The organism is Nonomuraea sp. NPDC049624 (genome assembly GCF_040675255.1).
In the GTDB taxonomy this organism is placed as follows: domain Bacteria; phylum Actinomycetota; class Actinomycetes; order Streptosporangiales; family Streptosporangiaceae; genus Nonomuraea.
In genome coordinates, this window is the sequence record NZ_JBFAOR010000008.1 from 171,061 (window position 1) to 196,079 (window position 25,019).

20 protein-coding genes are annotated in these 25,019 nt (G+C 72.1%); 13 read left to right on the forward strand and 7 right to left on the reverse strand.

The features are described 5' to 3' along the window. Positions 1-758: 758 nt before the first annotated feature. Entirely contained in the window at positions 759-1,268 is a 510-nt protein-coding gene (locus AB0J76_RS31820; protein WP_352318933.1) for a TetR/AcrR family transcriptional regulator, read from the reverse strand. 53 nt (positions 1,269-1,321) lie between these two features. On the opposite strand from AB0J76_RS31820, the gene AB0J76_RS31825 reads away from it, so the two are divergent. After that, complete coding sequence (locus tag AB0J76_RS31825; RefSeq protein WP_352318935.1) at positions 1,322-2,485, forward strand: cysteine desulfurase family protein; 1,164 nt, start codon at positions 1,322-1,324, stop codon at positions 2,483-2,485. Here the strand turns inward: AB0J76_RS31825 and AB0J76_RS31830 are convergent. Continuing rightward, entirely contained in the window at positions 2,478-3,530 is a 1,053-nt protein-coding gene (locus AB0J76_RS31830) for a DUF695 domain-containing protein (RefSeq protein WP_352318937.1), read from the reverse strand. The two genes, AB0J76_RS31825 and AB0J76_RS31830, sit on opposite strands and share 8 nt — an antisense overlap. Before the next feature lie 67 nt (positions 3,531-3,597). On the opposite strand from AB0J76_RS31830, the gene mnmA reads away from it, so the two are divergent. Next, positions 3,598-4,659 carry a tRNA 2-thiouridine(34) synthase MnmA gene (gene mnmA, locus AB0J76_RS31835; protein WP_352318938.1) on the forward strand — a complete coding sequence of 354 codons (1,062 nt, stop codon included), beginning with the start codon at positions 3,598-3,600 and terminating at the stop codon, positions 4,657-4,659. On the opposite strand, the gene AB0J76_RS31840 is transcribed toward mnmA, so the two are convergent. Further along, on the reverse strand, positions 4,656-5,288 hold the full coding sequence (locus AB0J76_RS31840; protein WP_352318940.1) for an MBL fold metallo-hydrolase: 633 nt from the start codon (positions 5,286-5,288) through the stop codon (positions 4,656-4,658). The two genes, mnmA and AB0J76_RS31840, sit on opposite strands and share 4 nt — an antisense overlap. Positions 5,289-5,312: 24 nt before the next feature. Here AB0J76_RS31840 and AB0J76_RS31845 point away from each other — a divergent pair, with 24 nt between their 5' ends. The 8 genes from AB0J76_RS31845 to gatB all read left to right on the forward strand — a co-directional run bounded on the left by AB0J76_RS31845 (position 5,313) and on the right by gatB (position 16,197). After that, positions 5,313-6,305: a methionine synthase gene (locus tag AB0J76_RS31845; RefSeq protein ID WP_352318941.1), complete on the forward strand. Its 993-nt coding sequence runs from the start codon at positions 5,313-5,315 to the stop codon at positions 6,303-6,305. A 14-nt stretch (positions 6,306-6,319) separates the two neighbouring features. Then, entirely contained in the window at positions 6,320-6,739 is a 420-nt protein-coding gene (locus AB0J76_RS31850) for a hypothetical protein (RefSeq protein WP_352318943.1), read from the forward strand. A gap of 73 nt (positions 6,740-6,812) precedes the next feature. Then, positions 6,813-9,005, forward strand: a complete 2,193-nt coding sequence (gene ligA, locus AB0J76_RS31855) for an NAD-dependent DNA ligase LigA (RefSeq protein WP_352318945.1) — start codon at positions 6,813-6,815, stop codon at positions 9,003-9,005. 230 nt (positions 9,006-9,235) lie between these two features. Further along, complete coding sequence (locus tag AB0J76_RS31860; RefSeq protein ID WP_352318947.1) at positions 9,236-11,308, forward strand: EAL domain-containing protein; 2,073 nt, start codon at positions 9,236-9,238, stop codon at positions 11,306-11,308. 69 nt (positions 11,309-11,377) lie between these two features. Further along, on the forward strand, positions 11,378-12,823 hold the full coding sequence (locus AB0J76_RS31865; protein WP_352318949.1) for an ATP-binding protein: 1,446 nt from the start codon (positions 11,378-11,380) through the stop codon (positions 12,821-12,823). A gap of 97 nt (positions 12,824-12,920) precedes the next feature. Beyond that, complete coding sequence (gatC, locus tag AB0J76_RS31870; protein WP_101787882.1) at positions 12,921-13,220, forward strand: Asp-tRNA(Asn)/Glu-tRNA(Gln) amidotransferase subunit GatC; 300 nt, start codon at positions 12,921-12,923, stop codon at positions 13,218-13,220. After that, a complete protein-coding gene (gene gatA, locus AB0J76_RS31875; RefSeq protein WP_352318951.1) occupies positions 13,217-14,707 on the forward strand; it encodes an Asp-tRNA(Asn)/Glu-tRNA(Gln) amidotransferase subunit GatA in 1,491 nt (496 codons plus the stop codon). Before gatC ends, gatA begins: the two co-directional genes overlap by 4 nt. 2 nt (positions 14,708-14,709) lie before the next feature. Continuing rightward, positions 14,710-16,197, forward strand: coding sequence for an Asp-tRNA(Asn)/Glu-tRNA(Gln) amidotransferase subunit GatB (gatB, locus tag AB0J76_RS31880; protein WP_352319075.1), 1,488 nt, complete (start codon positions 14,710-14,712; stop codon positions 16,195-16,197). A 272-nt stretch (positions 16,198-16,469) separates the two neighbouring features. On the opposite strand, the gene AB0J76_RS31885 is transcribed toward gatB, so the two are convergent. The 3 genes from AB0J76_RS31885 to AB0J76_RS31895 are packed head-to-tail and all read right to left on the reverse strand — an operon-like array spanning position 16,470 to position 19,451. Beyond that, positions 16,470-17,993, reverse strand: coding sequence for a tripartite tricarboxylate transporter permease (locus tag AB0J76_RS31885; RefSeq protein WP_352318953.1), 1,524 nt, complete (start codon positions 17,991-17,993; stop codon positions 16,470-16,472). A gap of 1 nt (position 17,994) precedes the next feature. Continuing rightward, complete coding sequence (locus AB0J76_RS31890) at positions 17,995-18,480, reverse strand: tripartite tricarboxylate transporter TctB family protein (RefSeq protein ID WP_352318955.1); 486 nt, start codon at positions 18,478-18,480, stop codon at positions 17,995-17,997. Next, on the reverse strand, positions 18,480-19,451 hold the full coding sequence (locus AB0J76_RS31895; RefSeq protein WP_352318957.1) for a tripartite tricarboxylate transporter substrate binding protein: 972 nt from the start codon (positions 19,449-19,451) through the stop codon (positions 18,480-18,482). The genes AB0J76_RS31890 and AB0J76_RS31895 overlap by 1 nt, the downstream gene beginning before the upstream one ends. A 145-nt stretch (positions 19,452-19,596) precedes the next feature. On the opposite strand from AB0J76_RS31895, the gene AB0J76_RS31900 reads away from it, so the two are divergent. The 3 genes from AB0J76_RS31900 to AB0J76_RS31910 all read left to right on the forward strand — a co-directional run bounded on the left by AB0J76_RS31900 (position 19,597) and on the right by AB0J76_RS31910 (position 23,908). After that, complete coding sequence (locus AB0J76_RS31900; protein WP_352318958.1) at positions 19,597-21,162, forward strand: sensor histidine kinase; 1,566 nt, start codon at positions 19,597-19,599, stop codon at positions 21,160-21,162. Next, positions 21,159-21,821, forward strand: a complete 663-nt coding sequence (locus AB0J76_RS31905) for a response regulator (RefSeq protein WP_352318960.1) — start codon at positions 21,159-21,161, stop codon at positions 21,819-21,821. Before AB0J76_RS31900 ends, AB0J76_RS31905 begins: the two co-directional genes overlap by 4 nt. 200 nt (positions 21,822-22,021) lie before the next feature. Beyond that, positions 22,022-23,908: a VanW family protein gene (locus tag AB0J76_RS31910; protein WP_352318962.1), complete on the forward strand. Its 1,887-nt coding sequence runs from the start codon at positions 22,022-22,024 to the stop codon at positions 23,906-23,908. Here the strand turns inward: AB0J76_RS31910 and AB0J76_RS31915 are convergent. Further along, the gene (locus AB0J76_RS31915) at positions 23,905-25,002 is read right to left on the reverse strand and encodes a PQQ-dependent sugar dehydrogenase (RefSeq protein WP_352318964.1); all 1,098 of its coding nucleotides are present in this window, start codon (positions 25,000-25,002) and stop codon (positions 23,905-23,907) included. The genes AB0J76_RS31910 and AB0J76_RS31915 overlap by 4 nt on opposite strands. Between the last annotated feature and the right edge of the window lie 17 nt (positions 25,003-25,019).

Below are 25,019 nucleotides of genomic sequence, written 5' to 3' on the forward strand. Positions count from 1 at the left end.
ACAAACTCGTTATTGCGTCACAAATCAGGCGCTCCCCTGGTGGGGGCGCCCAGGAGATCTGGGGGGATGAACACTCGAAGGGACAAAGACCGCCGGTCGGCACCGGTCCGGCCCGCCGCCCCGGCTCACGGCCCGCCTCCCGAGTGCCCGGTTGTGCGGGGACAAAGCGACTTGGGCGGTCCATGGGCCTGCTGGGGCGTCGGCGGGCCGAGGTCTGGTCGAGCGGCCTCGGCCGTTGGACGGGGTGGTTCGGGGCCCTGGGGTGCGTTGAGGCGCGGCTCAGGGCGGCGAGTGGTCGGTGTAGGTGAGCGGGTGGCCGGCCGGCGCCGGTCTGGGGCGGCTCGTGCTGCCTGGTGAGCGACCCGGGCGCTCGATCATCGCCCGCGTCATGGCCCCGCGGCGGGCCCTGACGGTCAGGACGGTCGGTTCCACCGCCCGGCCGCCGTCCGCGCCCTCCGGCCTACCGTCTGCCTGACGGGGGCCTGCGCGTCCGGCCTGCCCAGCCCGTACGGACCCGTCTGACGGGGACGGCGGGCGCCGCCGAGGCGCTCGGTCCGGACGGGAAACGGGCGAGGCCCCCGGGACAGGGGGCGTGGGAGCACGGGATCGTCATCGCGAGACCGCCCTCCCATCCGTTCCGGCCGACACAGCAGAGAACCGCGGAAGCTTCGTGATCGAAGCTCCGACACCTGAACCACGAGTGACCCCGGCACATTCCCGTGACCAGGGTGACTCGCGACACACGCGGGCCGGCCGGTTCAGCCGGGTTTGAGCAGCGCTCTCAGCCGGGCCTCGAGGGCGCGCAGGTCCGCTTCCGAGTTGAGCTGCGGGTCATGGCTGGCCACGTCCCACAACCCCTCGCAGGCCAGGCGGACGATCTGCGCGGCCAGCGGGTCGGGCTCGTCGCCCAACCCCTCCCGGTGCCATCGCGACATCGCCTCACGCAGCGGCGCGAGCAGGAAGAGGTTCCCCGACGCGCCCGTCACGACCGCCCATCGTCGCAGCCGCCCCGAGCGCACGGCGATCAGCGTGGCACCGAGGTACCGCTCGGTGTACGTGCCGTCCGGCTGCGCGGCCATCAGGTCGTCGAACTCTTCGATCAGCCGTTCGACCATGCCCTTGATCAGGGCCTCTTTGGTGCCGAAGTGGTAAAGAAGGCCGCCCTTGCTCACTCCGGCCCGGTCGGCCACGGCGGACAGCGTCAGCGCGGCCGACCCCTGGTCGCACAGGAGGTCTTCCGCCGCGTCCAACAGCTCGTCCCTTCGCATGCCTCAACTGTACCGTCCGGACGGTACAGTGGCAAACGAGATACCCTGATCTGGTGACACGACCGTCGGCCTATCTTGATCATGCGGCGACCACGCCCATGCTGCCCGAAGCGATCGAGGCCATGACGGAGCAACTCAAACGCGTCGGCAACGCCTCCTCGCTGCACGCCGCGGGCCGTCAGGTGCGCAGGGTCGTCGAGGAGTCCCGCGAGAGCATCGCCGACGCCCTGGGGGCCCGGCCGAGCGAGGTCGTGTTCACCTCGGGCGGCACCGAGGCCGACAACCTGGCCATCAAGGGCCTCTACTGGGCGCGCAGGCCCCGGCGGCGCATCCTGCTCAGCTCCGTCGAGCACCACGCCGCGCTCGACCCGGCCGCGTGGCTGGCCGAGAGCCAGGGCGCCGAGGTGGAGCTGCTCGACGTCGACGAGTACGGCCGGGTGCATCCCGACACGCTGCGCGCCGCCATCGAGCGCGACCCCGACGACGTCGCCATGATCAGCGTCATGTGGGCCAACAACGAGGTGGGCACGGTCCAGCCGGTCCACGTGCTGGCGGCCGTCGCCCACGACCACGGCGTCCCGTTCCACACCGACGCGGTGCAGGCGATCGGGCAGCTCCCGGTGTCCTTCGCCGACTCCGGCGCCGACGCCCTCACGCTGACCGGCCACAAGGTCGGCGGCCCGATGGGCGTGGGCGCGCTGCTGCTGACCAGGGGGCTGACCCCGGTGTCGGTGCAGCACGGCGGAGGTCAGGAGCGCGACGTGCGCTCCGGCACCCTCGACGCGCCCGCCATCGCGGGCCTGGCCGCCGCCGTGCGGACCGCCGTGAAGGAGCAGGAGGCCCTGGGCCGCCGCCTGACGGCGCTGCGCGACGAGCTCATCCAGCGCGTCCGCCAGGCCGTCCCCGACGTCGTGCTCAACGGCGACCCGACCGGCCGGCTGCCCGGCAACGCCCACTTCTCCTTCCCCGGCTGCGAGGGCGACGCGCTGCTCATGCTGCTCGACGCCAAGGGCGTGGAGTGCTCGACCGGCTCGGCCTGCTCGGCGGGCGTGGCGCAGCCCTCGCACGTGCTGCTCGCGATGGGCGCCGACGCGGCGGCCGCACGCGGCTCGCTCAGGTTCACCCTGGGCCACACCTCGACCGCCGCCGACGTCGACCGCCTGATCGAGGTGCTGCCGGCGGCCGTCGAGCGGGCCCGCAGGGCCGGGCTCAGCTGAGGAAGGGGGAGACCGCGGCCCAGGCGGGGTCGTGGCCCACGTCGACCCGCGGCTCGCCCTCCTCCCAGCTCACGATCAGCTCCTTGGCGTGGATCGCCGCGTCGGAGGCCGGGTCGGCGTAGACGTGGATGACCCGCCGGCCGGCGGCGCTCAGGTGCGCGGCCAGCAGGGCGTCGTCACGCAGTTTGAGCAGGCGGGCGGCCAGGCGCTCCTCGAAGTCGCGCAACGCCTTCAGCGAATCGCCGACGGGCAGGCCGGCGGCGTCGCGGTGGGCGTACGGAAGCGTGATCTCGATGTGCTGGTCGAGCAGCGGGTGGTCGACGGGCCGCAGCGGGAAGCGCGCGGTGGCCACCAGCGACGCGCCCTCGCCGGTCCGGCCTTCGAGCAGCAGCCACTCCTCGCCCTGGTGACCCGAGGCCAGGTCGGCGACCACGGCGGGCAGGTGGACGGCGGCGACCGCGTCGATCGGCTGGAAGGTGGCGGGTGTGATCTCGCCCACCCACCTGGCGACGTCGTCCTCGCCCAGCAGCCAGTCGAGGGCGAGCAGCGTCGCCTCCAGGCGGGTCTCCTCGTCGAGCTCGCCGAAGATCGGGTGGTGGGCGGTCACGTCGACGCGCGGCTGGTTGCGCGGCACGCGCAGCCCGAAGACCAGCTTGTCGAGCGCGAACTCGAACCCGCCCACGTCGAGCGTCAGCTCCAGCGCCTGCGGGTTGGCCTGCCGGGACGGATGAAACTCCCACAGCAGGTCGGCCGGCGGCGCGGCCCTGGCCCAGCGGTGGGCGAGCGAGCGCAGCTCGGCGTCGCCGGCCGCGGTCACCACCAGGGCGTGCGCGGCGTTCCTGCCGGGCGCCACCTCCCAGACCAGGCCGGGGTCGATCGCGGCCACGGCGGGGGCGACCAGCTCCTCGATGCCGTCGGCCGTGCCCGCCGCCACCAGCGAGTCGAGCCGCGGCCTGGCCTCCTGCCACCACGCCCAGAACGCGGCCACGCCGTCGCCGGGCCGGCCGGCCTCTTCCTCTTCGTCCTTGCGCCCGAACAGTCGCATGCGCTGAATCCTTCCAGACGGAGCCGATGGCCGCGCACTCCCCGCCGGACAGTACGCTGGAACGGTCATGGGACTGCGTGTGCTTGCCGCCATGTCGGGCGGCGTCGATTCCGCCGTGGCCGCCGCCCGGATCGCCGAGGCCGGTCACGACGTCACTGGTGTGCATCTGGCCCTGTCGGCCAACCCCCAATCCCACCGCACGGGCGCGCGGGGCTGCTGCACGATCGAGGACTCCCGCGACGCGCGGCGGGCCGCGGACGTGATCGGCATCCCGTTCTACATCTGGGACATGGCCGAGAGGTTCCAGCGCGACGTGGTGGAGGACTTCGTGGCCGAATACGCCGCGGGCCGCACACCCAACCCGTGCCTGCGGTGCAACGAGAAGATCAAGTTCGAGGCGGTGCTCGACCGGGCGCTCGCCCTCGGCTTCGACGCCGTCGCCACCGGCCACCACGCCAAGCTGTCCGACGGCGTGCTGTCCCGGAGCGTCGACCAGGGCAAGGACCAGTCGTACGTGCTGGGGGTGCTCACCCGTGAGCAGCTCAGCCACGCGATCTTCCCGCTCGGCGGCTCCACCAAGGCCGAGGTGCGCGAGGAGGCCGCGCGGCGCGGCCTGACCGTCGCCGACAAGCCCGACAGCCACGACATCTGCTTCATCGCCGACGGCGACACCCGCGGCTTCCTGGCCGGCCGGCTCGGCGCCGAGGAGGGCCCGATCGTCGACCAGGAGGGCGCGGTGGTGGGCACCCACCAGGGCGCCCACGGCTTCACGGTCGGCCAGCGCAAGGGCCTGCGCATCGACCGTCCGGCCGCCGACGGCAGGCCGCGCTACGTGTTGTCGATCGAGCCGGTTTCCAACACGGTCACGGTCGGCCCGCGCTCGGCGCTGGAGGTCACCTCGATCTCCTGCGTGCGCCCGGTCTGGAACGGCCCGTCCCGCCTCGACGACCTCACCGTGCAGCTCAGGGCCCACGGCGAGGTCTACGGCTGCCGCTTCGAGGAGGAGGCGGGCGGCGGCCTGCGCATCGACCTCGACCGCCCGGCCACCGGCGTCGCGGCGGGCCAGGCGGCCGTGCTCTACTCCGGCGACACGGTCATCGGCTCGGCCACCATCGTCTCGGCCGCCTAGGGGAGCGTCACCGACTCGCCGACCCTGAGCCGGCGCATGTCGGCGCCCTGCTTGTCCGACTCCAGCTCCAGGTAGGTGTCCACCAGCGACAGGCCGATGTCGTTGAGCAGGCCGTCGTGCGTGGAGAAGGCGCGGGCCGGGCGCAGCGTGCGCAGGTACTCGACCATCTCGCTGAGCTTCATCCAGGGGGCGTTGGTCGGCGCGAGGAGGGTGGGCACCTCGACGCCGGGCAGGGTGAGCGCGTCGCCGGGGTAGAACACCTCGTCGTCGAGCATGAACCCGACATTCTGCACGATGGGCGCATCGGGGTGGTTCTTGCTGTGCCACTCGCCGAACGCCTTCACCCGGAAACCGGCCGCGTCGAAGTCGTCGCCGTGCCGGACCACCTGGACCTTGACCGGCACGTCGGTCAGCTGGGCCGCGACGCCCTCGCACGTCCAGACCTCGACCCCGGCGGGCGCGGCCTTCAGCTTCTCGATGTCGAAGTGGTCGAAGTGCTGATGGGTGATCAGGACCGCGTCGACCCCGTCGAGCACCGGCTCCTGCGAGAAGGTGCCCGGATCGATGACCAGGACCTTGCCGTTCTTCTCAAGGCGTACGCAGGCGTGCGTGAGTTTGGTGAGCTCCATCCGGCAGAGCCTACGCTTGTGCCCATGTCTACGTGGGAAGCCACCGGGGTCGGGTCGCATCCGGGTGAGGATCATCTTGAGGCGATCCGTGTCGTGTTCGGCGAGTTGCCCGGCCTGCCGTACCTGCCGGAGCTGCCGGCCCGCGGGGTCGGCGCCGACATGGTCGGCAGGACGGCCGGGCTGCTCATCGACCTGCCGGTCGAGGTGCAGCCGTCCGGGTGGCGGCTGGCCGACCGGCCGGGCCGCGACCATCAGCGGGCCGTCGATCACCTGCGCCGCGACCTCGACGGGCTGGAGGAGGTCGCGCACGACTACTCAGGGCCGCTCAAGCTGCAGGTGTGCGGGCCGTGGACGCTGGCCGGGTCCCTTGAGCTGAAGTACGGCGACAAGATGCTCTCCGACGCCGGAGCCGTGCGCGACCTGGTCGCGTCGCTGGCCCAGGGGGTCGCCGACCACTGCGCCGAGGTGCGGCGGCGGCTGCCGGGCGTCACCGAGATCGTGCTGCAGCTCGACGAGCCGGGGCTGCCGGGCGTGCTGGCGGGCACGGTCCCGACCGCGTCCGGGTTCGGGCGGCTGGCGGCGGTCGAGGAGTGGCGGGTGGAGGAGTCGCTGCGGCTGTTCCCCGACCCGGTGGTCCACTGCTGCGCGCCCGGGGTGCCCTACGCGCTGCTGCGGCGGGCCGGGGCGCGCGCGGTGTCGGTCGACGCGTCGCTGCTGCGCCGCAGGGACGACGACCAGCTCGGCGAGCTCTTCGAGGCCGGTGCCGGCCTGCTGCTCGGCGTCGTGCCGGGCAGGGACGTCGCGCTGCCCGACACCGGGGTGGTCGCCAGGCCCGCGGTGGAGCTGTGGCGGCGGCTCGGGTTCGCCCCCGACGGGCTGGCCGCCAAGGTCACCCTGACGCCCGCCTGCGGCCTGGCCGGAGCCTCGCCCCGCTACGCGCGTGCCGCCCTGGCGGCGTGCAGGAAGGCCGCCCAGGTGCTCAAGGATGATCCGGCAAGCGGGCTGCAAGGCGGCTGAGTAGCGTCCTTGCCATGATTGCTCGCGTTCTGGCCGCCGGTGCCGCCATGCTGATCGCGTCCGCCTCGATCGCCGTCCCCGCCCGGGCCTCGGTCAACCCCGAGATCTGGAGCTGGGGGTCCATCTACTCCGCCGACCGGGCCGGGAAGGCCAAGGGCAAGGTCCTGCTCGACCGGCCGGGGTTCGTGGTCAGCGGCAGGCTGTACGACTTCCCCGGCCGTGCCGGCTGCTCGTGGCTGCAGCTGCGCTGGGTCAAGGACGGCGGCGGCGACGGGCGCAAGACGTACCGCAACTGCTCGGGCACCAAGCCGCTGGAGTTCTCGCTCAAGACCGGCTACATGCTCTCCGTCGAGGGCAGGGTCTGCCGGGGCACGGCAAGGAAGATCACCGGTAACTGCTCGGTCTGGGAAGGCGTCTGGGCCCAGGGCGGATGACCGGGGGAGTCGTTCCTGTCGGAGCCCGGCGGTAGCGTTTCCTCAGCGTGTCCGACGTGGAAGGAGACCCAGCGTGAGCGAGCGTGACACCGAGGTCGGGGGCGTGCCCGTGGCCGCGCTCAAGCGGCATGCGGAGCTGAGCGAGCTGGTCGAGGACGCGCGCTGGCGCTACTACGTGCTCGACCAGCCGACGGTCAGCGACGCGCAGTTCGACGAGTGGTTCCGCGAGCTGCTCACGCTGGAGCAGGCCCATCCTGAGCTGCAGACCCCCGACTCGCCCACCCAGAAGGTGGGCGCGCCGGTCTCGGGCGACTTCGCCAAGGTCAGCCACCTCAACCGCATGGAGAGCCTCGACAACGCCTTCAACCAGGCCGACATGGCCGCCTGGATGGCCCGCGTCGAGCGGCTGGCCGAGCGCGACCCGGGGCCCTACCTGTGCGAGCTGAAGATCGACGGGCTGGCCATCGCGCTCGTCTACCGCGACGGCAAGCTGGAGCGCGGCGCCACCCGGGGCGACGGCCGGATCGGCGACGACGTCACGGCCAACGTGCGCACGATCAAGGGCGTGCCCCACCGGCTCAAGGGCGAGGGCGTGCCGAGCCTGGTCGAGGTGCGCGGCGAGGTCTACATCCCGGTCGAGGGCTTCAGGCAGCTCAACGAGCAGCTCGTGGAGCAGGGCAAGCCGCCGTTCGCCAACCCGCGCAACTCGGCGGCGGGCACGCTGCGGCAGAAGGACGCGCGCGTCACCGCCCAGCGCCCGCTGCGCATGCTCGTCCACGGCATCGGCGTCTGGGAGGGCTCGGCCGTGCCGCGCGCCCAGTCGGAGGTCTACGAGCGGCTGCGGGAGTTCGGGCTGCCGGTCAGCGACCTGTTCAAGGTGGTGCCCGGCCTCACCGAGGTCGACGAGTTCATCGAGCACTACCGGGTGCACCGGCACGATCCGGCGTACGAGATCGACGGGGTCGTGGTCAAGGTCGACGACTTCCGCACGCAGCGGGAGCTCGGGTCCACCTCGCGGGCCCCGCGCTGGGCGATCGCCTACAAGTACCCGCCGGAGGAGGTCAACACCAAGCTGCTCGACATCCAGGTGGGGGTGGGCCGCACCGGCCGGGTCACGCCGTACGCGGTGATGGAGCCCATCGTGGTCGCGGGCTCGACCGTCGAGCGGGCCACCCTGCACAACGCGGCCACAGTGATCAAGAAGGGCGTGCTCATCGGCGACACCGTGGTGCTGCGCAAGGCGGGCGACGTCATCCCCGAGATCGTCGGCGCGGTCACGGCGTTGCGCGACGGCTCCGAGCGGGAGTTCGTCATGCCGACCCACTGCCCCGAGTGCGGCACTGAGCTGGCCTACGAGAAGGAGGGCGACGCCGACCTGCGCTGCCCCAACGCCCGCAGCTGCCCCGCCCAGATCCGTGAGCGCCTCTACTTCGCGGCCGGCCGGCGCGCGCTCGACATCGACGGGCTGGGTTACGTGGCGGCGACCGCGCTCACCCAGCCGGTGCCGCCGCAGGAGCCCGTCCTGCGCACCGAGGCCGACCTGTTCGACCTGACGATCGAGCAGCTCATGCCCATCCGGTCGGTCGTCCGCGACCAGGACACCGGCCTGCCCAAGCTCGACCCCGAGACCGGCGAGCAGAAGGTCGTCTCGCTGTTCGCCAACCTCGACGGCGGGCCCAGTCAGGCCGCCCGCACGCTGGTCGACGAGCTCGCCCGCGCCAAGTCGGCGCCGCTCGCGCAGGTGCTGGTCGCGCTGTCGATCCGGCACGTCGGCCCGCCGACGGCCCGCGACCTCGCCGACTCCATGCGGTCGATCGACGCCATCATGAACGCCTCGGAGGAGGAGCTGGCCTCGGTCAAGGGCATCGGGCCGCGGGTGGCGGCGACGATCCGGGAGTGGTTCGAGGTCGACTGGCACCGGGAGATCGTCGAGCGCTGGCGGCGGGCCGGGGTGCGGATGGACGACGGCCCCGCTCCGGAGAAGACGGAGCCCCAGATCCTGGAGGGGCTGACGTTCGTGGTCACCGGGACGCTGGAGTCCTACACTCGCGACACCGCGTCCGAGGCGCTGACCAGCCGGGGCGGGAAGGTGGCCGGATCGGTGTCGAAGAAGACGTCCTTCCTGGTGGCGGGGGAGAACGCCGGGTCGAAGTACGACAAGGCGGTCAGCCTGAAGGTGCCGATCCTCGACGAGCAGGGGTTCGAGCTGCTGCTGAAGGAGGGGCCGGAGGCCGCGGCGCGCGTGGCGGTGGTCGAGGAGACGTAGCGGGGCCCCGGCTCGCCCTTGCGGCGGGGCTGGTGTTCCGTGGCCCCGCGGATGCGCAGCCGGCGGGCTGGGGATCAGAGTCGTGTACGGACTGTCGATGGCCGCGCTACCCATAGTGGTTTTTGGGTATATGTCGGAAAGGAGAAGTGACGGAACGTACGCGCTTGGTTTCGCGAAGTGGGGTGAAGGTCGTACCCTCCCATAGTGACCTAATGGGGGTTCTGTTACCGATGACTGACCCAACCGACACCCGTGACACCGGTCCACGCGTCGGCACGCCGCTCTGGGCGTTCCTCGCGGGCATCACCGTGATCGGCTTCACCGCGCTGATCGTGGCCATGCTCAGGCTGGATCCGGCCGCGCTGGCGGAGCTCGCCCGTACCCCGTTGTTCTGGGTGCTGGCGGTGCTGGTGATGCTGGGCGAGCTGCGGCCCGTCATGGTGTCCTCGGCGACCGCGGTCGGCGGCACGTACCCGTCCACCATGTTCACCTTCGCGGTGCTGCTGCACTTCGGGCTGTCCACCGCCGTGCTGATGCAGGCCGTCGCCATCGCCATGAACGGCGTCGTGACGCGCAAGGCGTGGCACCGGGTCATGTTCAACGTCGCCCAGTCCACCCTCGCGCTCACCGCGGCCGCCGTGGTGCTCGGGCTGTTCGGCGTCGTGCCGGGCCCGGCCCTGCCGTGGACGCCCAGCGGGGGCGACCTGCCGGCGATCGCGCTGGCCGGGGTGGCCTACTTCGCCACCAGGGCCGCGCTCGTGTCCGGGGCGGTCGCCCTGCACGAGCGGCGTTCGATCGTCCGCGTGCTGCGGGTCACCGCCGGGCCGCAGGGGCTCGTCTACACCGCGCTGCTGGGCCTCGCGCCGCTGGTCGTCGTGGTGATGGACCATTCGCCCGGCCTGGTGCCGCTCTTCGTCGCCCCTCTCGCCGCCGTCTACTTCACCGCCACGCTGTCCATGCGCCGCGACCACCAGGCCATGCACGACGAGCTGACCGGCCTGCCCAACCGCAAGATGCTCATCGTCAGCACCGAAGAGGCGCTGGCCGAGTCCCGCCACGACGAGCGGGTCGGGCTGTTCCTCCTCGACCTCGACCGGTTCAAGGAGGTCAACGACACGATGGGCCATCCGGTGGGCGACCGCCTGCTGCAGATGGTGGCCCACCGGCTCACCCACTCCGTGCGTCCGGGCGACGTGGTGGCCAGGCTCGGCGGCGACGAGTTCGCCGTGCTGCTGCCCTCGATCCGCGACGCCAACGCCGCCAGGGAGGTGGCCGCCAGGCTGCGGGCCGCCCTGACCGAGCCCGTCCGCCTGGAGGGCATGAGCTTCGACCTCGACGGCTCGGTCGGCATCGCGCTCTTCCCCGACCACGCCCCCGACTTCGAGCTGCTGCTGCAACGCGCCGACGTGGCCATGTACCTGGCCAAGGAAGGGCGTACCGGGGTAGAGCTCTACCAGCCCGACAAAGACCGCAACTCGCCCGAACGGCTCAACCTGCTGGGCGACCTGCGCCGCGCCATCGACAACCGCGAGCTGCAACTGCACTACCAGCCCAAGGTCAGCCTGGCCGGCGGCGCGGTGACCGGGGTGGAGGCCCTGCTGCGCTGGTGCCATCCGGTGCACGGGCCGATCCCGCCGTCGGACTTCGTGCCGCTGGCCGAGCAGACGTACCTGATGCGCCAGCTCACCGAATACGTCATCGAGGCCGCGCTCGAACAGGCCGCCCGCTGGTGGCACACCGGCCTGCAGGTGCAGATCTCGGTCAACATCTCCGCCCGCGACCTGCTCGACGCGGCGCTGCCCGAGCAGCTGGAGGTCGGCCTGACCCGGTACGGCCTGCCGCCCGCGGCCATCCAGCTGGAGGTCACCGAGCGCATCCTGACCGGCGACCAGGCCTACACCCAGGAGACCATCAAGGCGCTGGCCGCGCTCGGCGTCCCGCTGTCCCTCGACGACTTCGGCACCGGCTACTCCTCGCTGATCAGGCTCCAGCGCCTGGCGGTCTCCGAGGTCAAGATCGACGCCTCGTTCGTCCGCCGCATCGCCGAGTCCGACGACGACGACCGCATCGTCCGTTCGATCGTCGACCTGGTGCGCTCGCTCGGCCTGCGCTCGGTGGCCGAGGGCGTGGAGTCCGACGACGTCGCGCTGCGGCTGGCCGAGATGGGCTGCGACCTGGGCCAGGGCTGGCTGTTCTGCCAGCCCATGCCGGCCGCCGAGGCCACCGTCTGGCTCAGGGGCCGCTGCGAGGCGGCGCCGGCCATCGAGTTCGGCTACCAGTCCGAGGTCACCCAGACGGCCTGAACGATTACAGGAGTCGACTTCGTCGAAGTACACTTCGTCGAAGTACACTTCGATGTCTCTGGGGGCGTCTTGATCCCGAAGCCTGAACGGATCTTCGCGCGCGACTTCGAGTGGGAGGCTCTGACCGACTTCGTCGAGCGTTCCGGTCCCCGGCCCCGGCCCCGGCTCGGCGTCGTCAGCGGCAGGCGCCGCCAGGGCAAGACGTTCCTGGTCGAGTCGCTCGCGCGCAAGACGGGCGGCTTCTATTTCGGCGCGACAGAGGGCACCCCGACGGAGTCGCTGAACCTCTTCGCCGCCGCTCTGGCCCGGTACGTGGGGGCCTCGGCGCCGTTCCGCTTCACGACCTGGGACGAGGCGATCGGCCAGCTCTTCGCCGTCAGCGCCGAGCGCCGCGCTCTCATGGTGATCGACGAGTTCCCCTACCTCAGCAAGGCGTCGCCGGCCCTGCCCTCGATCATCCAGCAGGCCATCGACCGGGCCGTCTTCGACGAAGTGCCGGCGTCCCTGCTGTTGTGCGGCTCGGCGATGTCGGTGATGGGCCGGCTCCTGGCAGGCGACGCGCCGTTGAGGGGGCGGGCTTCCATGGAACTCGTGGTCCGGCCGTTCGACTACCGCCTCGCCGCACGGTACTGGGGGATCACCGATCCGCAGCTGGCCGTGAAGGTGCACGCGATCGCCGGCGGGACGCCCGCGTACCTGCCCCTGGCCAATGACGACAGGCCGGACGGCCTGGCCGACTTCGACGCCTGGGTGCAGCGCACGGTGCTCTCGCCCTTGACCCCGCTCTTCAAGGAGGCCCGCTATCTCCTCGAAGAGGAGGCGGAGGTGCGGGACGCCGCCATGTACAAGTCCGTGCTGGCGGCCGTGGCCACCGGGAACGGCACCCGGGGCGGCATCGCGAGCTATGTGGGGCGCAAGGCGTCCGACATCGGCCATCACCTCAACGTGCTGGAGGACAGCAACCTGCTGCGCAGGGAGGTGGACGTCTTCCGCTCCTCGCGGTCGGTCTACCACGTGTGCGAGCCGCTCATCCACTTCTACGAGGTTGTGATGCGACCCCAGTGGGGGCCGCTGGAGAGCGGCCGGGCCGAGTTCGTGTGGCAGGACGGCCGGGCCGGTTTCACCGACCAGGTGCTCGGCCCGCACTTCGAGGAGATGTGCCGTCAGTTCCACCTGCTGGAACTCGACGCCCTGGGAAACTCGCCCGGCGAGATCGGCGCGGGAACCGTCGTCGATCCCGTACGGCACGAGCAGATCCAGATCGACGTCGCGGTCTTCGCGCCGGCGATGCGCGGCGAGCGCAGGCGGGTGTTGTCGCTGGGCGAGGTGAAATGGGGCAAGGTCATGGGGCCCCGGCACGTCGCCCGGCTCAGGAGGGCGCGAGACCTGCTCGACGCCAAGGGATTCGACGTGCGGGACGCCAAGCTGGTCTGCTACAGCGGGGCCGGATTCGAGGCCGCGCTGGCCCAGGAGAGCGACGTGCTGGCGATCGGCCTGGACGAGCTCTACGGATGAGTGTGTTTCCGCCGGGTTAAGGGTTCGGGCCTGCGGCGTCAAGCCCCCTAGGATGGCAGTGTCCCAAACTCCATCCACGAAACGGGTTCAACGACTCATGTCCGCCATAACCCGCGACGAGGTCGCGCACCTGGCCCGGTTGTCCAGGCTGGCGCTCACCGACGACGAGCTCGACCACTACGCCACCCAGCTCGATGCCATCATCGAGTCGGTCGCGAAGGTGGCTGAGGTCGCCGCCGAGGACGTGCCGCCTTCGTCGCACGCGCTTCCGCTGACCAATGTCTTCCGTGCCGACGAGGTGCGACAGTCCCTCACGCCCGAGCAGGCCCTTTCCGGCGCTCCCGCCGTCGAGGACGACCGCTTCCGTGTGCCGCGCATCCTCGGGGAGGAGGCATGAGTCTGATCCGCAAGACCGCCGCCGAGCTGGGCGCGATGATCGCCGCGGGTGAGGTGTCGGCCGCCGAGGTGGCCGAGGCGCACCTCGACCGCATGGCCGAGGTGGAGCCCAAGGTCCAGGCGTTCCTGCACGTCGACCGGGAGACGACCCTTGAGCAGGCACGGGCGGTCGACGCCCGGCTGCGTGCGGGCGAGAAGCTCGGGCCGCTGGCCGGGGTGCCGGTCGCGCACAAGGACATCTTCGCCACCCGCGACATGCCGACCACGGCCGGGTCCAAGATCCTCGAAGGGTGGCGGCCGCCGTACGACGCGACCGTGACCGCGCGCCTGCGCGAGGCCGGGCTGGTCATCCTCGGCAAGACGAACCTCGACGAGTTCGCCATGGGCTCCTCCACGGAGAACTCCGCCTACCACCCGACCCGCAACCCGTGGGACCTGGACAGGATCCCGGGCGGCTCGTCCGGCGGGTCCAGCGCGGCCGTCGCCGCGTACGAGGCGCCGCTGTCCACCGGCACCGACACCGGCGGCTCGATCCGGCAGCCCGCCGCCGTCACCGGCATCGTGGGCATGAAGCCCACCTACGGCGGTTCGTCCCGGTACGGGCTGATCGCGTTCGCGAGCTCGCTCGACACGCCGGGGCCGTTCGCGCGGAACGTGCTCGACGCGGCGCTGCTGCAGGAGGCGTTCTCCGGGCACGACCCGATGGACTCCACGTCGGTCGACGCGCCGGTCCCGAGCGTCGTCGAGGCGGCCAGGAACCCCGACGTGTCCGGCATGCGCATCGGCGTGGTCAAGGAGTTCGCCGGCGAGGGCTACCAGCCGGGCGTGCTGGCCCGCTACCACGAGGTCGTCAAGCTGCTGGAGTCGCTGGGCGCCACGGTCGTCGAGGTGTCCTGCCCGTCGTTCACGACCGCGCTGCCGGCGTACTACCTGATCGCGCCGTCGGAGTGCTCGTCCAACCTGGCCCGTTTTGACGCCATGCGTTACGGCCTGCGCGTCGGCGACGACGGCACCCGCAGCGCCGAGGAGGTCATGGCGCTGACCAGGGCGGCCGGGTTCGGCCCCGAGGTCAAGCGGCGCATCATGCTGGGCACGTACGCGCTGTCCAGCGGCTACTACGACGCCTACTACGGCCAGGCGCAGAAGGTGCGCACGGTCATCTCGCGCGAGTTCGAGGCGGCCTACGAGCAGGTCGACGTGCTGGTCTCGCCGACCACGCCGACCACGGCGTTCCGGCTGGGCGAGCGCACCGACGACCCGATGGCGATGTACCTCGCCGACCTGTGCACCATCCCGTCCAACCTCGCGGGCAACGCGGCCATCTCGGTGCCGTGCGGCCTGGCCGACGAGGACAACCTGCCGGTCGGCCTGCAGATCATGGCCCCGGTTCTGGCCGACGACCGTTGTTACCGCGTCGGCGCCGCCGTCGAGAAGGCCCTGGAGAGCCGCTGGGGCGGCCCGCTGCTGAAGGAGGCCCCGTCGCTATGACCATGGTCTATGACGAAGCGCTCGACAGGTTCGAGCCGGTGCTCGGGCTGGAGACGCACGTCGAGCTCGGCACCAAGTCGAAGATGTTCTGCGGTTGCAAGACCACCTTCGGCGCCCCGGCCAACACCCAGGTCTGCCCGACCTGCCTGGCGCTGCCCGGCTCGCTGCCCGTGGCCAACGCCATGGCCATCGAGTCGACGATCCGCATCGGCCTGGCGCTGAACTGCTCGATCGCCGAATGGTGCCGCTTCGCCCGGAAGAACTACTTCTATCCGGACATGCCGAAGAACTACCAGATCTCCCAGTATGACGAGCCGCTCTGCTTTGACGGCTACGTCGACGTCGAGGTCAACGGCGAGACCGTGCGCATCGAGATCGAGCGCGTGCACCTGGAGGAGGACACCGGCAAGTCCACCCACGTGGGCGGCGCGACCGGCCGCATCCACGGGGCCGACTACTCGATCGTCGACTACAACCGCGCGGGCATCCCGCTGGTGGAGATCGTCACCAAGCCCATCCCGGGCACCGACCGGCTCGCGCCGGAGGTGGCCAAGGCGTACGTCACCGAGCTGCGCGAGATCATGCGCTCGCTCGGCGTGTCCGACGTGCGCATGGAGGAGGGCTCGCTGCGCTGCGACGTCAACGTCTCGCTCATGCCGCGCGGGTCGTCGGAGTGGGGCACCCGCACCGAGACCAAGAACGTCAACTCGCTGCGCAGCGTCGAGCGGGCGGTGCGCAGCGAGATCGAGCGCCAGGCGGGGGTCCTCGCCGAGGGCGGCAAGATCATCCAGGAGACGCGGCACTTCCACGAGGACACCGGCACCACCACGTCCGGGCGGTCCAAGGAGGAGGCCCAGGACTACCGGTACTTCCCGGAGCCCGACCTGGTGCCGATCGAGCCCGACCCGGCGTGGGTGGCCGAGCTGAAGGCGGCGCTGCCCGAGCTGCCGTCGGTCAAGCGCAAGCGGCTGCAGGCCGAGTGGGGTCTGTCCGACCTCGACATGCAGGCCATGCACAACGCCGACGCGATCGACCTGGTCGAGGCCACGGTCGCGGCCGGCGCCCCGGCGGCCGACGCGCGCAAGTGGTGGATGGGCGAGCTGGCGCGGCGCGCCAACGAGAGCGGCGTCGCGCTGGGCGAGCTGCCCATCACGCCGGCCCAGATCGCCAGGGTCACCGAGCTGGTGGCCTCGGGCGCGGTCAACGACAAGCTCGCCCGGGAGGTGCTCGAAGGCGTGCTGGCCGGTGAGGGCACGCCCGACGAGGTGGTCGCGGCGCGCGGTCTGCAGATCGTCAACGACGAGGGCGAGCTGTCGGCGATCATCGACCAGGTGCTGGCCGACAACGCGGACGCGGCCGAGAAGGTGCGGTCCGGGAAGATCGCCGCCGCCGGTGCGCTGGTGGGCGGCGTGATGAAGGCCAGCCGCGGCAAGGCCGACGCGGCCCGCGCCCGGCAGCTCATCCTGGAGAAGCTGGGCGTCTCGGAGTAGGTCCGGCACATCTGCGGGACCCTGGCGGTCCCGCGGATCCGTGCCCGTCGGCGGGGCCCGTGGTGGTCCCGCTGTCCCGGAGCCGTCGGCGGGGCCCGTGGTGGTCCGGCCGTCTCGGAGTCGTCGGCGGGACCCCTGGTGGGCCCGCCGATCCGGACATATCGGCGGGGCCACCGAGGAGGCGCGCTCGCGGGCGCCGTGCCTGCCGCGTGTCCTGCCGCGGAAGGCGGGTCCCAAGAACCACCGGGCGACGTTCCCGGTGGGCGGGCCGGTCAGTCCTCGCGTGACACGGGTGTGACCGCATCGACGCCCCGGCGTGCCATCAGCCGCCGAAACACCGGCGTGAGCAGCGCGAGCAGGGCCAGGGCGAGAAGCGCGGCGGCGATCGGGCTGCGAACCAGCACGCTGACGTCGCCCGCGCCGATGGCGAGCGCGCGGCGGAGCTGGATCTCGGCCATCGGCCCGAGGATCATGCCGATCACCGCGGGCGCGACGGGCAGGCCGAAGCGGCGCATGGAGAACCCGAGCAGACCGAGGACGTACAGGACGAACAGGTCCACGACGGTGCCGTTGAGGGCGTAGACGCCGAGCGCGGCGAACAGCACGATCCCGGCGTACAGGTACGGCCGGGGGATGCGCAGGACGCGGGCCCACAGGGGAGCCAGCGGCAGGTTCAGCACCAGCAGCATCGTGTTGCCGACGAACAGCGAGGCGATCATCGCCCACACCAGGGCCGGGTTGTGGTCGAACAGCTGGGGGCCGGGCTGCAGCCCGTACTGCTGGAAGGCGGCCAGCAGGATGGCGGCCGTGGCCGACGTGGGCAGGCCCAGCGTGAGCAGCGGGACCAGGGTCCCGGCGGCCGAGGCGTTGTTGGCCGCCTCCGGGCCCGCGACGCCCTCGATGGCGCCCCTGCCGTACTCCTCCTTGGCCACGCCCTTGGCCAGGCGTTTCTCGGCCGCGTACGACAGGAACGTGGGGATCTCCGCGCCCCCGCCGGGCAGCGCGCCGAACGGGAACCCGAGCGCGGTCCCGCGCAGCCACGGCAACCAGGAGCGCCGCCAGTCGGCGCGGCCCATCCACGCCCGGCCCACGGGCACCACCTCGGGCGCGGCGTGGCGCAGCCGGGAGGCCACGTACAGGGCCTCGCCCACCGCGAACAGGCCGACCGCGACGATCACCACGTCGATGCCGTCGAGCAGCTGCGGGACGCCCAGCGTGAGCCGCGCCTGACCGGTCTGCTGGTCGATGCCGATCAGCCCGATCACCAGCCCCAGCCCCAGGGAGGCCAGCCCGCGCACGACCGAACGGGACAACACCGACGACACGGCGGTGAAGGCCAGGATCGCCAGCGCGAAGTAGTCCTCGGGGCCGAACGAGATCGCGAAGCTCACCACGGCGGGCGCGGCCACCACCAGCAGCGCGGTGGCGATCGTGCCCGCCACGAACGACCCGACGGCCGCCGTGGCCAGGGCCTGCGCCGCCCGTCCGCGCCTGGCCATCTTGTTGCCCTCCAGAGCAGTGATCATGGAGGACGACTCGCCCGGCGTGTTGAGCAGGATGGAGGTGGTCGAGCCGCCGTACATGCCGCCGTAGTAGATGCCGGCGAACATGATGAACGCGCTGGCCGGCGGCACGGTGAAGGTGATCGGCAACAACAGCGCCACGGTCATCGCGGGCCCGATGCCGGGCAGCACGCCGACCAGGGTGCCCAGGGTGACGCCGATCAGGGCGTACAGGAGGTTGACGGGGGTGAGGGCGGCGGCGAAGCCGTCCATGAGGAGGTCGATCGAGCCCATCTCAGATCACCCCGCCGAGCGGGCCGGCCGGCAGCGAGACGCCGAGGCCCTTGACGAACAGCAGGTACGTCGTCACGCCGAGGACCACGGCCACCACGGCGGCCCGCGCCTTGTGCTCGGCCCCGAGCACGACCGACAGGCCGAAGAACAGCAGGCTCGCGCCGATGACCCAGCCGAGCACGTCGAGCAGCGCGGCGAAGGCCAGGAAGACGCCGCTGACCAGGCCGACGCTGCGCCAGTCGGTGGGCGCGTCCGCGTCCACGTCCTCGCTCTCCTCGGGGTCGCCGGCGCCGCCGCGCAGCACGTCGATCACGTAGAACAGGCCGATCAGCACCATGGCCGCGCCGACCAGCATGGGGAAGAAGCGCGGCCCGAGGCCGAGCTGGGAGGCCGCGGCCGAGACGTCGAGCGTGCCGACCATCACGAGCACGCCCAGCCCGAGCACCACGACCGCCAGCCCGAGTTCGGGCCGCCACCGGCGAGCCATCAGGACACGAGCCCCATTTCGGCGATGATGCCCTTGACCTTGGTCTCCTCGGACTTCAGGTAGTCGGCGAACTGCTGTCCGGTCTGGAAGGAGTCGATCCAGCCGTTCTTGGCGACGGCGTCCTTCCACGGCTGGGAGTCGTGCATCTTGGTCACCAGGTCGGTGAGGGACTTCTTGGCGGCGTCGTCCAGGCCGCCGGGGGCGACGAAGCCGCGCCAGTTGGCCAGCTCGACGTCCAGGCCGCCCTCCTTCAGCGTCGGGGCGTCGAGGCCGGCGACGCGCGAGCCGCTGCTGACGGCCAGCGCCCGCAGCTTGCCGGACTTCACGTGCTCGGCGAACTCGCCGACGCCCGAGATGCCCGCGCTGACCTTGCTGCCCAGCAGCGCGTTGAGTGCCTCGCCGCCGCCGGAGTGGGCGATGTAGTTGACCTGCTTGGGGTCCACGCCCGCGGCCTTGGCCATCAGCCCGGCCACGATGTGGTCGGTGCCGCCCGCCGAGCCGCCCGCGACGGAGACCTTCGCCGGGTCGGCCTTCCACGCGGCGACCAGGTCGGCCAGCGTCTTGAACGGGGAGTCGGCCGGGACCACGACGATCTCGTACTCCTCGGTCAGCTTGGCGATGGGGGTGGTCTCGGCCAGGGTGACCTTCGACTTGTTCTGCTCGATCGCGCCCACCATGACCAGGCCCATGGTCATCAGCAGGTTGCCGTTGCCCTTCTCGCCGGCGAGCTGGGCCAGGCCGATCGTGCCGCCCGCGCCCGGCACGTTGTAGACCTCGACCTTGCGCTTGGGGTCGGCCGTCTTGAGCGCCTGCTCGGCGGTGCGGGCGGTCTGGTCCCAGCCGCCGCCGGCCGCCGCGGGGGCCATGATCCGCAGGGAGCCGTCGCCGCCGGAGGCGCCGGTCTCGGCGCAGCCGGACAGGGCGGCGACGGAGAGTGCCGCCAGGGCGGCGGCGAATACGCGCAAGCGCATGATCACTCCAGTGGGGGATTCGCACAGTCGTTGGCCTGCGATGGTGATGCCCGTTCCCCGACTGGTCGAGGCTTTGGGCGGTTGCCGTCATAGTGGTCGTATTGGTCGCGACCTGGCCGTGACCTGGCTTTGTTTCCATGTGGGCGTGCGCAGGGTTACCGACGCCCCCCTCGGCACCCAGTTGTTCGTGCTCCAGATGGTGATCGTGCTGCTCGCCGTCGGCGGCACGGCAGGCGTGTGGGCGGGGCACACGAGGGAGCAGCTCGACGCGCTGCACCAGCAGCGCGCCCTGGCCATCGCCCAGTCGGTGGCCGCCCTTCCGCAGGTCCGCGACGCCTTCCGGCTGGAGAACCCGGAGTCGGTGCTGCAACCGCTGGCGCTCAGCGTCCAGCACGAGACCGGAGCCGACTACGTGGCCATCGCCAACGCCGAGCAGAAGCGCTACGCCCATCCCAACGCCGCTCTGATCGGCAAGCGGCTGTCCACCGACGGCACCGCGGTCCTGCGTACGGGCCGCAGCTGGGTCGGCACCGAGACGGGCACGATCGGCACCACGGTCCGCGGCAAGACCCCCATCCGCGACGAATACGGCAACGTCATCGGCCTGGTGTCGGTCGGCGTGCTGCAGACCACGGTCACCGGCCAGCTCGGCGGCGCGCTGCCGCCGCTGATCTGGACCGCGCTGGCCGTGCTGCTGGCCGGTCTTGCGCTGGCCGCGCTGATCACCGCCCGGGTGCGCAGGCAGACGTTCGGGCTGGAGCCGCGCGAGATCGCCGCGCTGCTGGAGCAGCGCGAGGGCGTGCTGCACGGCGTGAAGGAGGGCGTGCTGGCCCTCGACCTGGCCGGGCGGGTCACGCTGGTCAACGACGCGGCCCGCGACCTGCTCGGCGACCTCGGGACCGACGTGACGCGCATGCCGGTCTCCGAGCGCATGCGCGACGTGCTGACCGGCGCCGACCCGGGCGAGGACCGCGTGGTGCTGCACGGCGAGCGCGTGCTGGTGCTCAACAGGACCCCGGTCGCGGTACGCGGCCGGCACCGCGGCTGGGTCGTCACCCTGCGCGACCGCACCGAGCTGGTCCGCCTGGCCCGCGAGCTGGACGACACCAGCAGCGCGACCGAGGCCCTGCGCGCCCAGGCCCACGAGTTCGCCAACCGCATGCACACCGTCGTCGGCCTGCTGGAGCTCGGCGAGCACGAGGCCGCGATCGGCTTCATCACCCGCACCACGGCCGGCGCGTACGCCACCGGCCTGCGCGAACGCGTCCAGGACCCCACGCTGGCCGCGCTGCTGCTGGCCAAGTCGGCCGAGGCGGCCGAGCGCGGGGCGCGGCTGGTGCTGGCGGAGGACTCCGCCGTGCCGGAGGGCGCGCTCGGCGACCCGCAGGACGCCGTCCTGGTGGTGGGGAACCTGGTCGCCAACGCGATCGACGCGCTCGACGGCGCGGGCGGCACGATCGAGGTCTCGGTCGTGGCCGACGCCGAGGGCCTGCACGTCCGCGTCGGCGACTCCGGGCCCGGCATCACGCCCGAGCTGGTGGAGGAGGTCTTCAGGGAGGGGTTCACGACGAAGGCCGCCCTGTCGGGGCCGCGCGGCCTGGGCCTGGCGCTGACCCGGCAGGCGTGCCTGCGCCGGGGCGGCTGGGTCCGGGTGCGCAACGCCGGCGGCGCCGTCTTCACCGCCCTGCTGCCCGCCGAGGCCCGCGCGTGAACGACGTACGGGTCCTGGTGGTGGACGACGACTTCATGGTCGCCCGCATCCACGGCGGTTACGTCTCGCGCGTGCCCGGCTTCGAGGTCGTCGCCGTGGCGCACACCGGGGCCGACGCGCTCGCCGCCGTGGCCGAGCTCCGGCCCGACCTGGTCCTGCTCGACATCTACCTGCCCGACATGTCGGGCCTGGAGGTGCTCAAGGCCATCGACGACGTGGACGTCCTGATGATCAGCGCGGCCCGCGACGTCGCCACGGTCCGGGAGGCCATGCGCGGCGGCGCGGTCAACTACCTGATCAAGCCGTTCACCGCCGCCGCGCTCACCGAACGCCTGCGCCAGTACGCCGACACCCGCAGACGGCTCACCGCCATCGGCCCCCAGGCCCGCCAGGACGACGTCGACCGGCTGTTCGGCGCGCCCAAGCAGCCCGTCCCGGTGCCCAAGGGCCTGTCGCCGGCCACCTGCGCGCTGGTGGCGCAGGCGCTGCGCGAGGCCGGAGGCGACCTGTCGGCGGCCGAGACGGCCGAGCTCACGGGCCTGTCGAGGGTGAGCGCGCGCCGGTACCTGGAGCACCTGTGCGCCTCGGGCCGGGCCGAGCTCCACCCCAGGTACGGCACCGCCGGACGGCCGGAACATCGCTACCGGTGGCTAGGTTGACACACTTCCGTATTCGTTTCTGGTGACATAGTCGGATACTCGTGCCTTACTGTTGCCTGAGACTTGGCTGCGGACCGGGAGGAGATTGAGGCGTGCGAAACGCCGGACCGATCGAATCACCGACCGACCCGTTCGCCTCGGTGCCGATGCCCACGTCGGGTGTCTCCAAGAAGCCGCGGATCGAAGGATTACCTCCGGGCGTGTCCCGTGACATCTTCGGCCCGCAGGACCAGCAGGAGCCCCGGCCGGCCCCAGGACCGAGCGCGCCCGGCGGTCAGACCGGCGGCGCGCTGCCACCGAAGGCGCCGCCCGCGCAGCCATGGCCCATGAAGGACAAGGACCCCGCCGGGCCCGCCCCCGTGTTCGGCGGGAGCGGCGGCGACCGGTCGCCCGCCTTCGAGCCGGAGCCCGTCCGCCGGCGCCGCCTGCTGCCCGGGGTGCTGGTGCTGGTGCTCGTCCTGGCCACGCTGGCGTACGTGGTGCCGGCCGTGATGATGTCGGGGGCCGTGCTGCGCGGCACCCGGGTGGGCGGCGTGGAGATCGGCGGCCTGACCGTCACCCAGGCGGCCGACAAGTTGCGCACCGAACTGGGCCCCAGGCTCAGCCGGCCGGTCACGGTGAACATCAACGGCAAGAAGGACACCGTCCAGCCCGACGAGGCCGGACTCGAACTCGACGTGGTCGGCACCATCGGGCAGGCCCCCAGCGGCTTCCCCGGCCCCGTCGAGGTCTGGCGCGGACTGACCGGCACGACCGACGTCCCGCCCAAGATCACTATCGACTCCTCCCAGCTCACCAGGACCGTCGAGGGCCTGGCCGAGGGCGTGGACAAGCAGGCCCGCGAGGGCAGGGTGACCTTCTCGGGGCTGGAGCCCAAGGCCCGCATGCCCGAGGACGGCGTGCTCCTCGACCGCGACGACGCCGTGCGCCGGATCGGCGAGGCGTTCCTGCGCGGTGGCGGCGCCGTGGTGCTCTCCATGCGCCCGGCCAAGCCCGTCACCTCGGCCGAGAGCGTCGAGTCGGCCCTGGCCGCGGCCAGGAAGGCCGTCTCCGCGCCCGTCACGCTGACCCTGGCCGGCAAGCAGGCCCAGCTCACCCCGGCCATGATCGCCGCCCACCTGACCTACGTGCCGGGCGACGACGGCGCGCTCGTCCCCCAGTTCGACGCGGAGGCCGCGCTCGCGCCGGTGGAGAACAGCCTCGTGGACGCCACCCAGCAGCCGCGCGACGCGACGTACCAGATCGTCGGCGACAAGCCGGTGCTGGTGCCCGCCCGCAAGGGCCGGGGCGTGAACGCCAAGCTGCTGGCCCGCGACGTCGAGAAGCTGCTCACCGCCGCGGGCCCGCGGACCGTGGAGGTCAAGCTGGGCGTGGTCACCCCCGAGGTCACCACGAGCCAGATCCGCGGCCTCGGCATCAAGGAGAACGTCGGCACGTTCACCACGTCCTTCGACTGCTGCCCGCCGCGCGTCACCAACATCCGCCGCATGGCCCAGCAGCTGGACGGCAGGCTGGTCAAGCCGGGCGAGACGCTCTCGCTCAACGAGGCGACCGGCGAGCGCACGGTCGAGGACGGCTACGTCCGGGCCGGCCAGATCGTCGGCGGCCGGATGGTCGACATCGTCGGCGGCGGTGTCTCCCAGTTCGCCACCACCATGTACAACGCGGTCTTCCTCGGCGGCTTCGACCTGGTCGAGCACGAGCCCATGGACTACTACGCGCCCTCCTACCCGGCCGGGCGCGACGTGGCGCTGCTCTACCCAGACCGCGACCTCAAGTGGCGCAACGACTCCGAGTACGGCGTGCTGATCAAGACCGCCACCACCGCCACGACGGTCAGCGTCACCCTGTGGAGCACCAAGCGGTACGACAAGGTCGAGGCGGTCGAGTCCGAGCGGCGCGACTTCAAGCCGTTCGGCCGGGCGACCAGCGACGAGCCGGGCTGTGTGCCCGCCGCCGGCCAGCAGGGCTTCACGATCGACGTCACCCGCGTGTTCCACAAGGGCGGCGAGATCGTGAAGAAGGACAAGAAGCTGGTCACCAAGTACCGGCCGCAGACCGCGCTCACCTGCGGCACGGCCGGCTAGGACGTGGCGACCGCCAGGATGCGGTCGTCACCCGGACGCGGTGAGCCCCGGCCGTCCTTGTTGCTGGTGCTCACCCACAGGCCGCCGCCGGGCGCCGCGGTGACCGCGCGCAGCCTGCCGTAGCGGCCGGCGTAGCGGGCCACGGGCGTGCCCGGCGCGCCGTCCCGGGCCAGCGGCACCTGCCACAGCCGCTGGCCGCGCAGCGTGCCCACCCACAGCGCGCCGTCCGCGTACGCCATGCCGGACGGCGACGCCTCACCGGTGGACCAGGTGACGATGGGGTTGACGAACCGGGCGTCGTTGCCCTTGCCCTCCACCACCGGCCAGCCGTAGTTGGCGCCCGGCCGGACCAGGTTGATCTCGTCGTAGGTGTTGGCGCCGAACTCGGAGGCGTACAGGCGGCCCGCGGTGTCCCAGGCCAGGCCCTGGACGTTGCGGTGGCCGTAGCTGTAGACGAGTGTGCCGAACGGGTTGCCGGGGGCGGGGGCGCCGTCCACGGTCAGGCGCAGGATCTTGCCGCCGAGCGAGTCGCGCCGCTGGGCCAGGCCGCGGTCGCCGGTCTCGCCGGTGGTGGCGTACAGGTAGCCGTCGGGGCCGAAGGCGAGCCGGCCGCCGTTGTGGATGCCGCCCTTGGGGATGCCCTGGACGAGGAGCCGCTCGTCGCCGAGGCCGTCGTCGCCGAGCCGGTAACGGACGATCCGGTTGTCCTGCTCGGCGGTGTAGTACAGGAAGACCTGCCGGTCCTTGACCGCCACGCCCAGCAGGCCGCCCTCGCCGCCGGGCCGCGCCGCGCCGATCCGGGCGACCTCGGTGACCTTGCCCGCGGGGGTGACGCGCAGCAGCCTGGCCGTGTCCCGCTCGGTGACCAGGGCGTCCCCGCCGGGCAGGAACGCGATCGCCCACGGCACGGCCAGCCCGGTCGCCACGTCCGCGGGAGCGCGGGGCGCCCCGGCCGCCGGGACCGAGGCCGTCGGGGGAGACGCCGTCGGGTCCGTGGCTGCCGGGTTCGTGGCCGGCGGCGCCTGGCCGCCGGCCGAGCAGGCGGCGAGCGCGGCCAGGAGCACGATCGTCCAGAGCTTCCTCATGTGTTCCATACTTCCCCGCGGGTCGT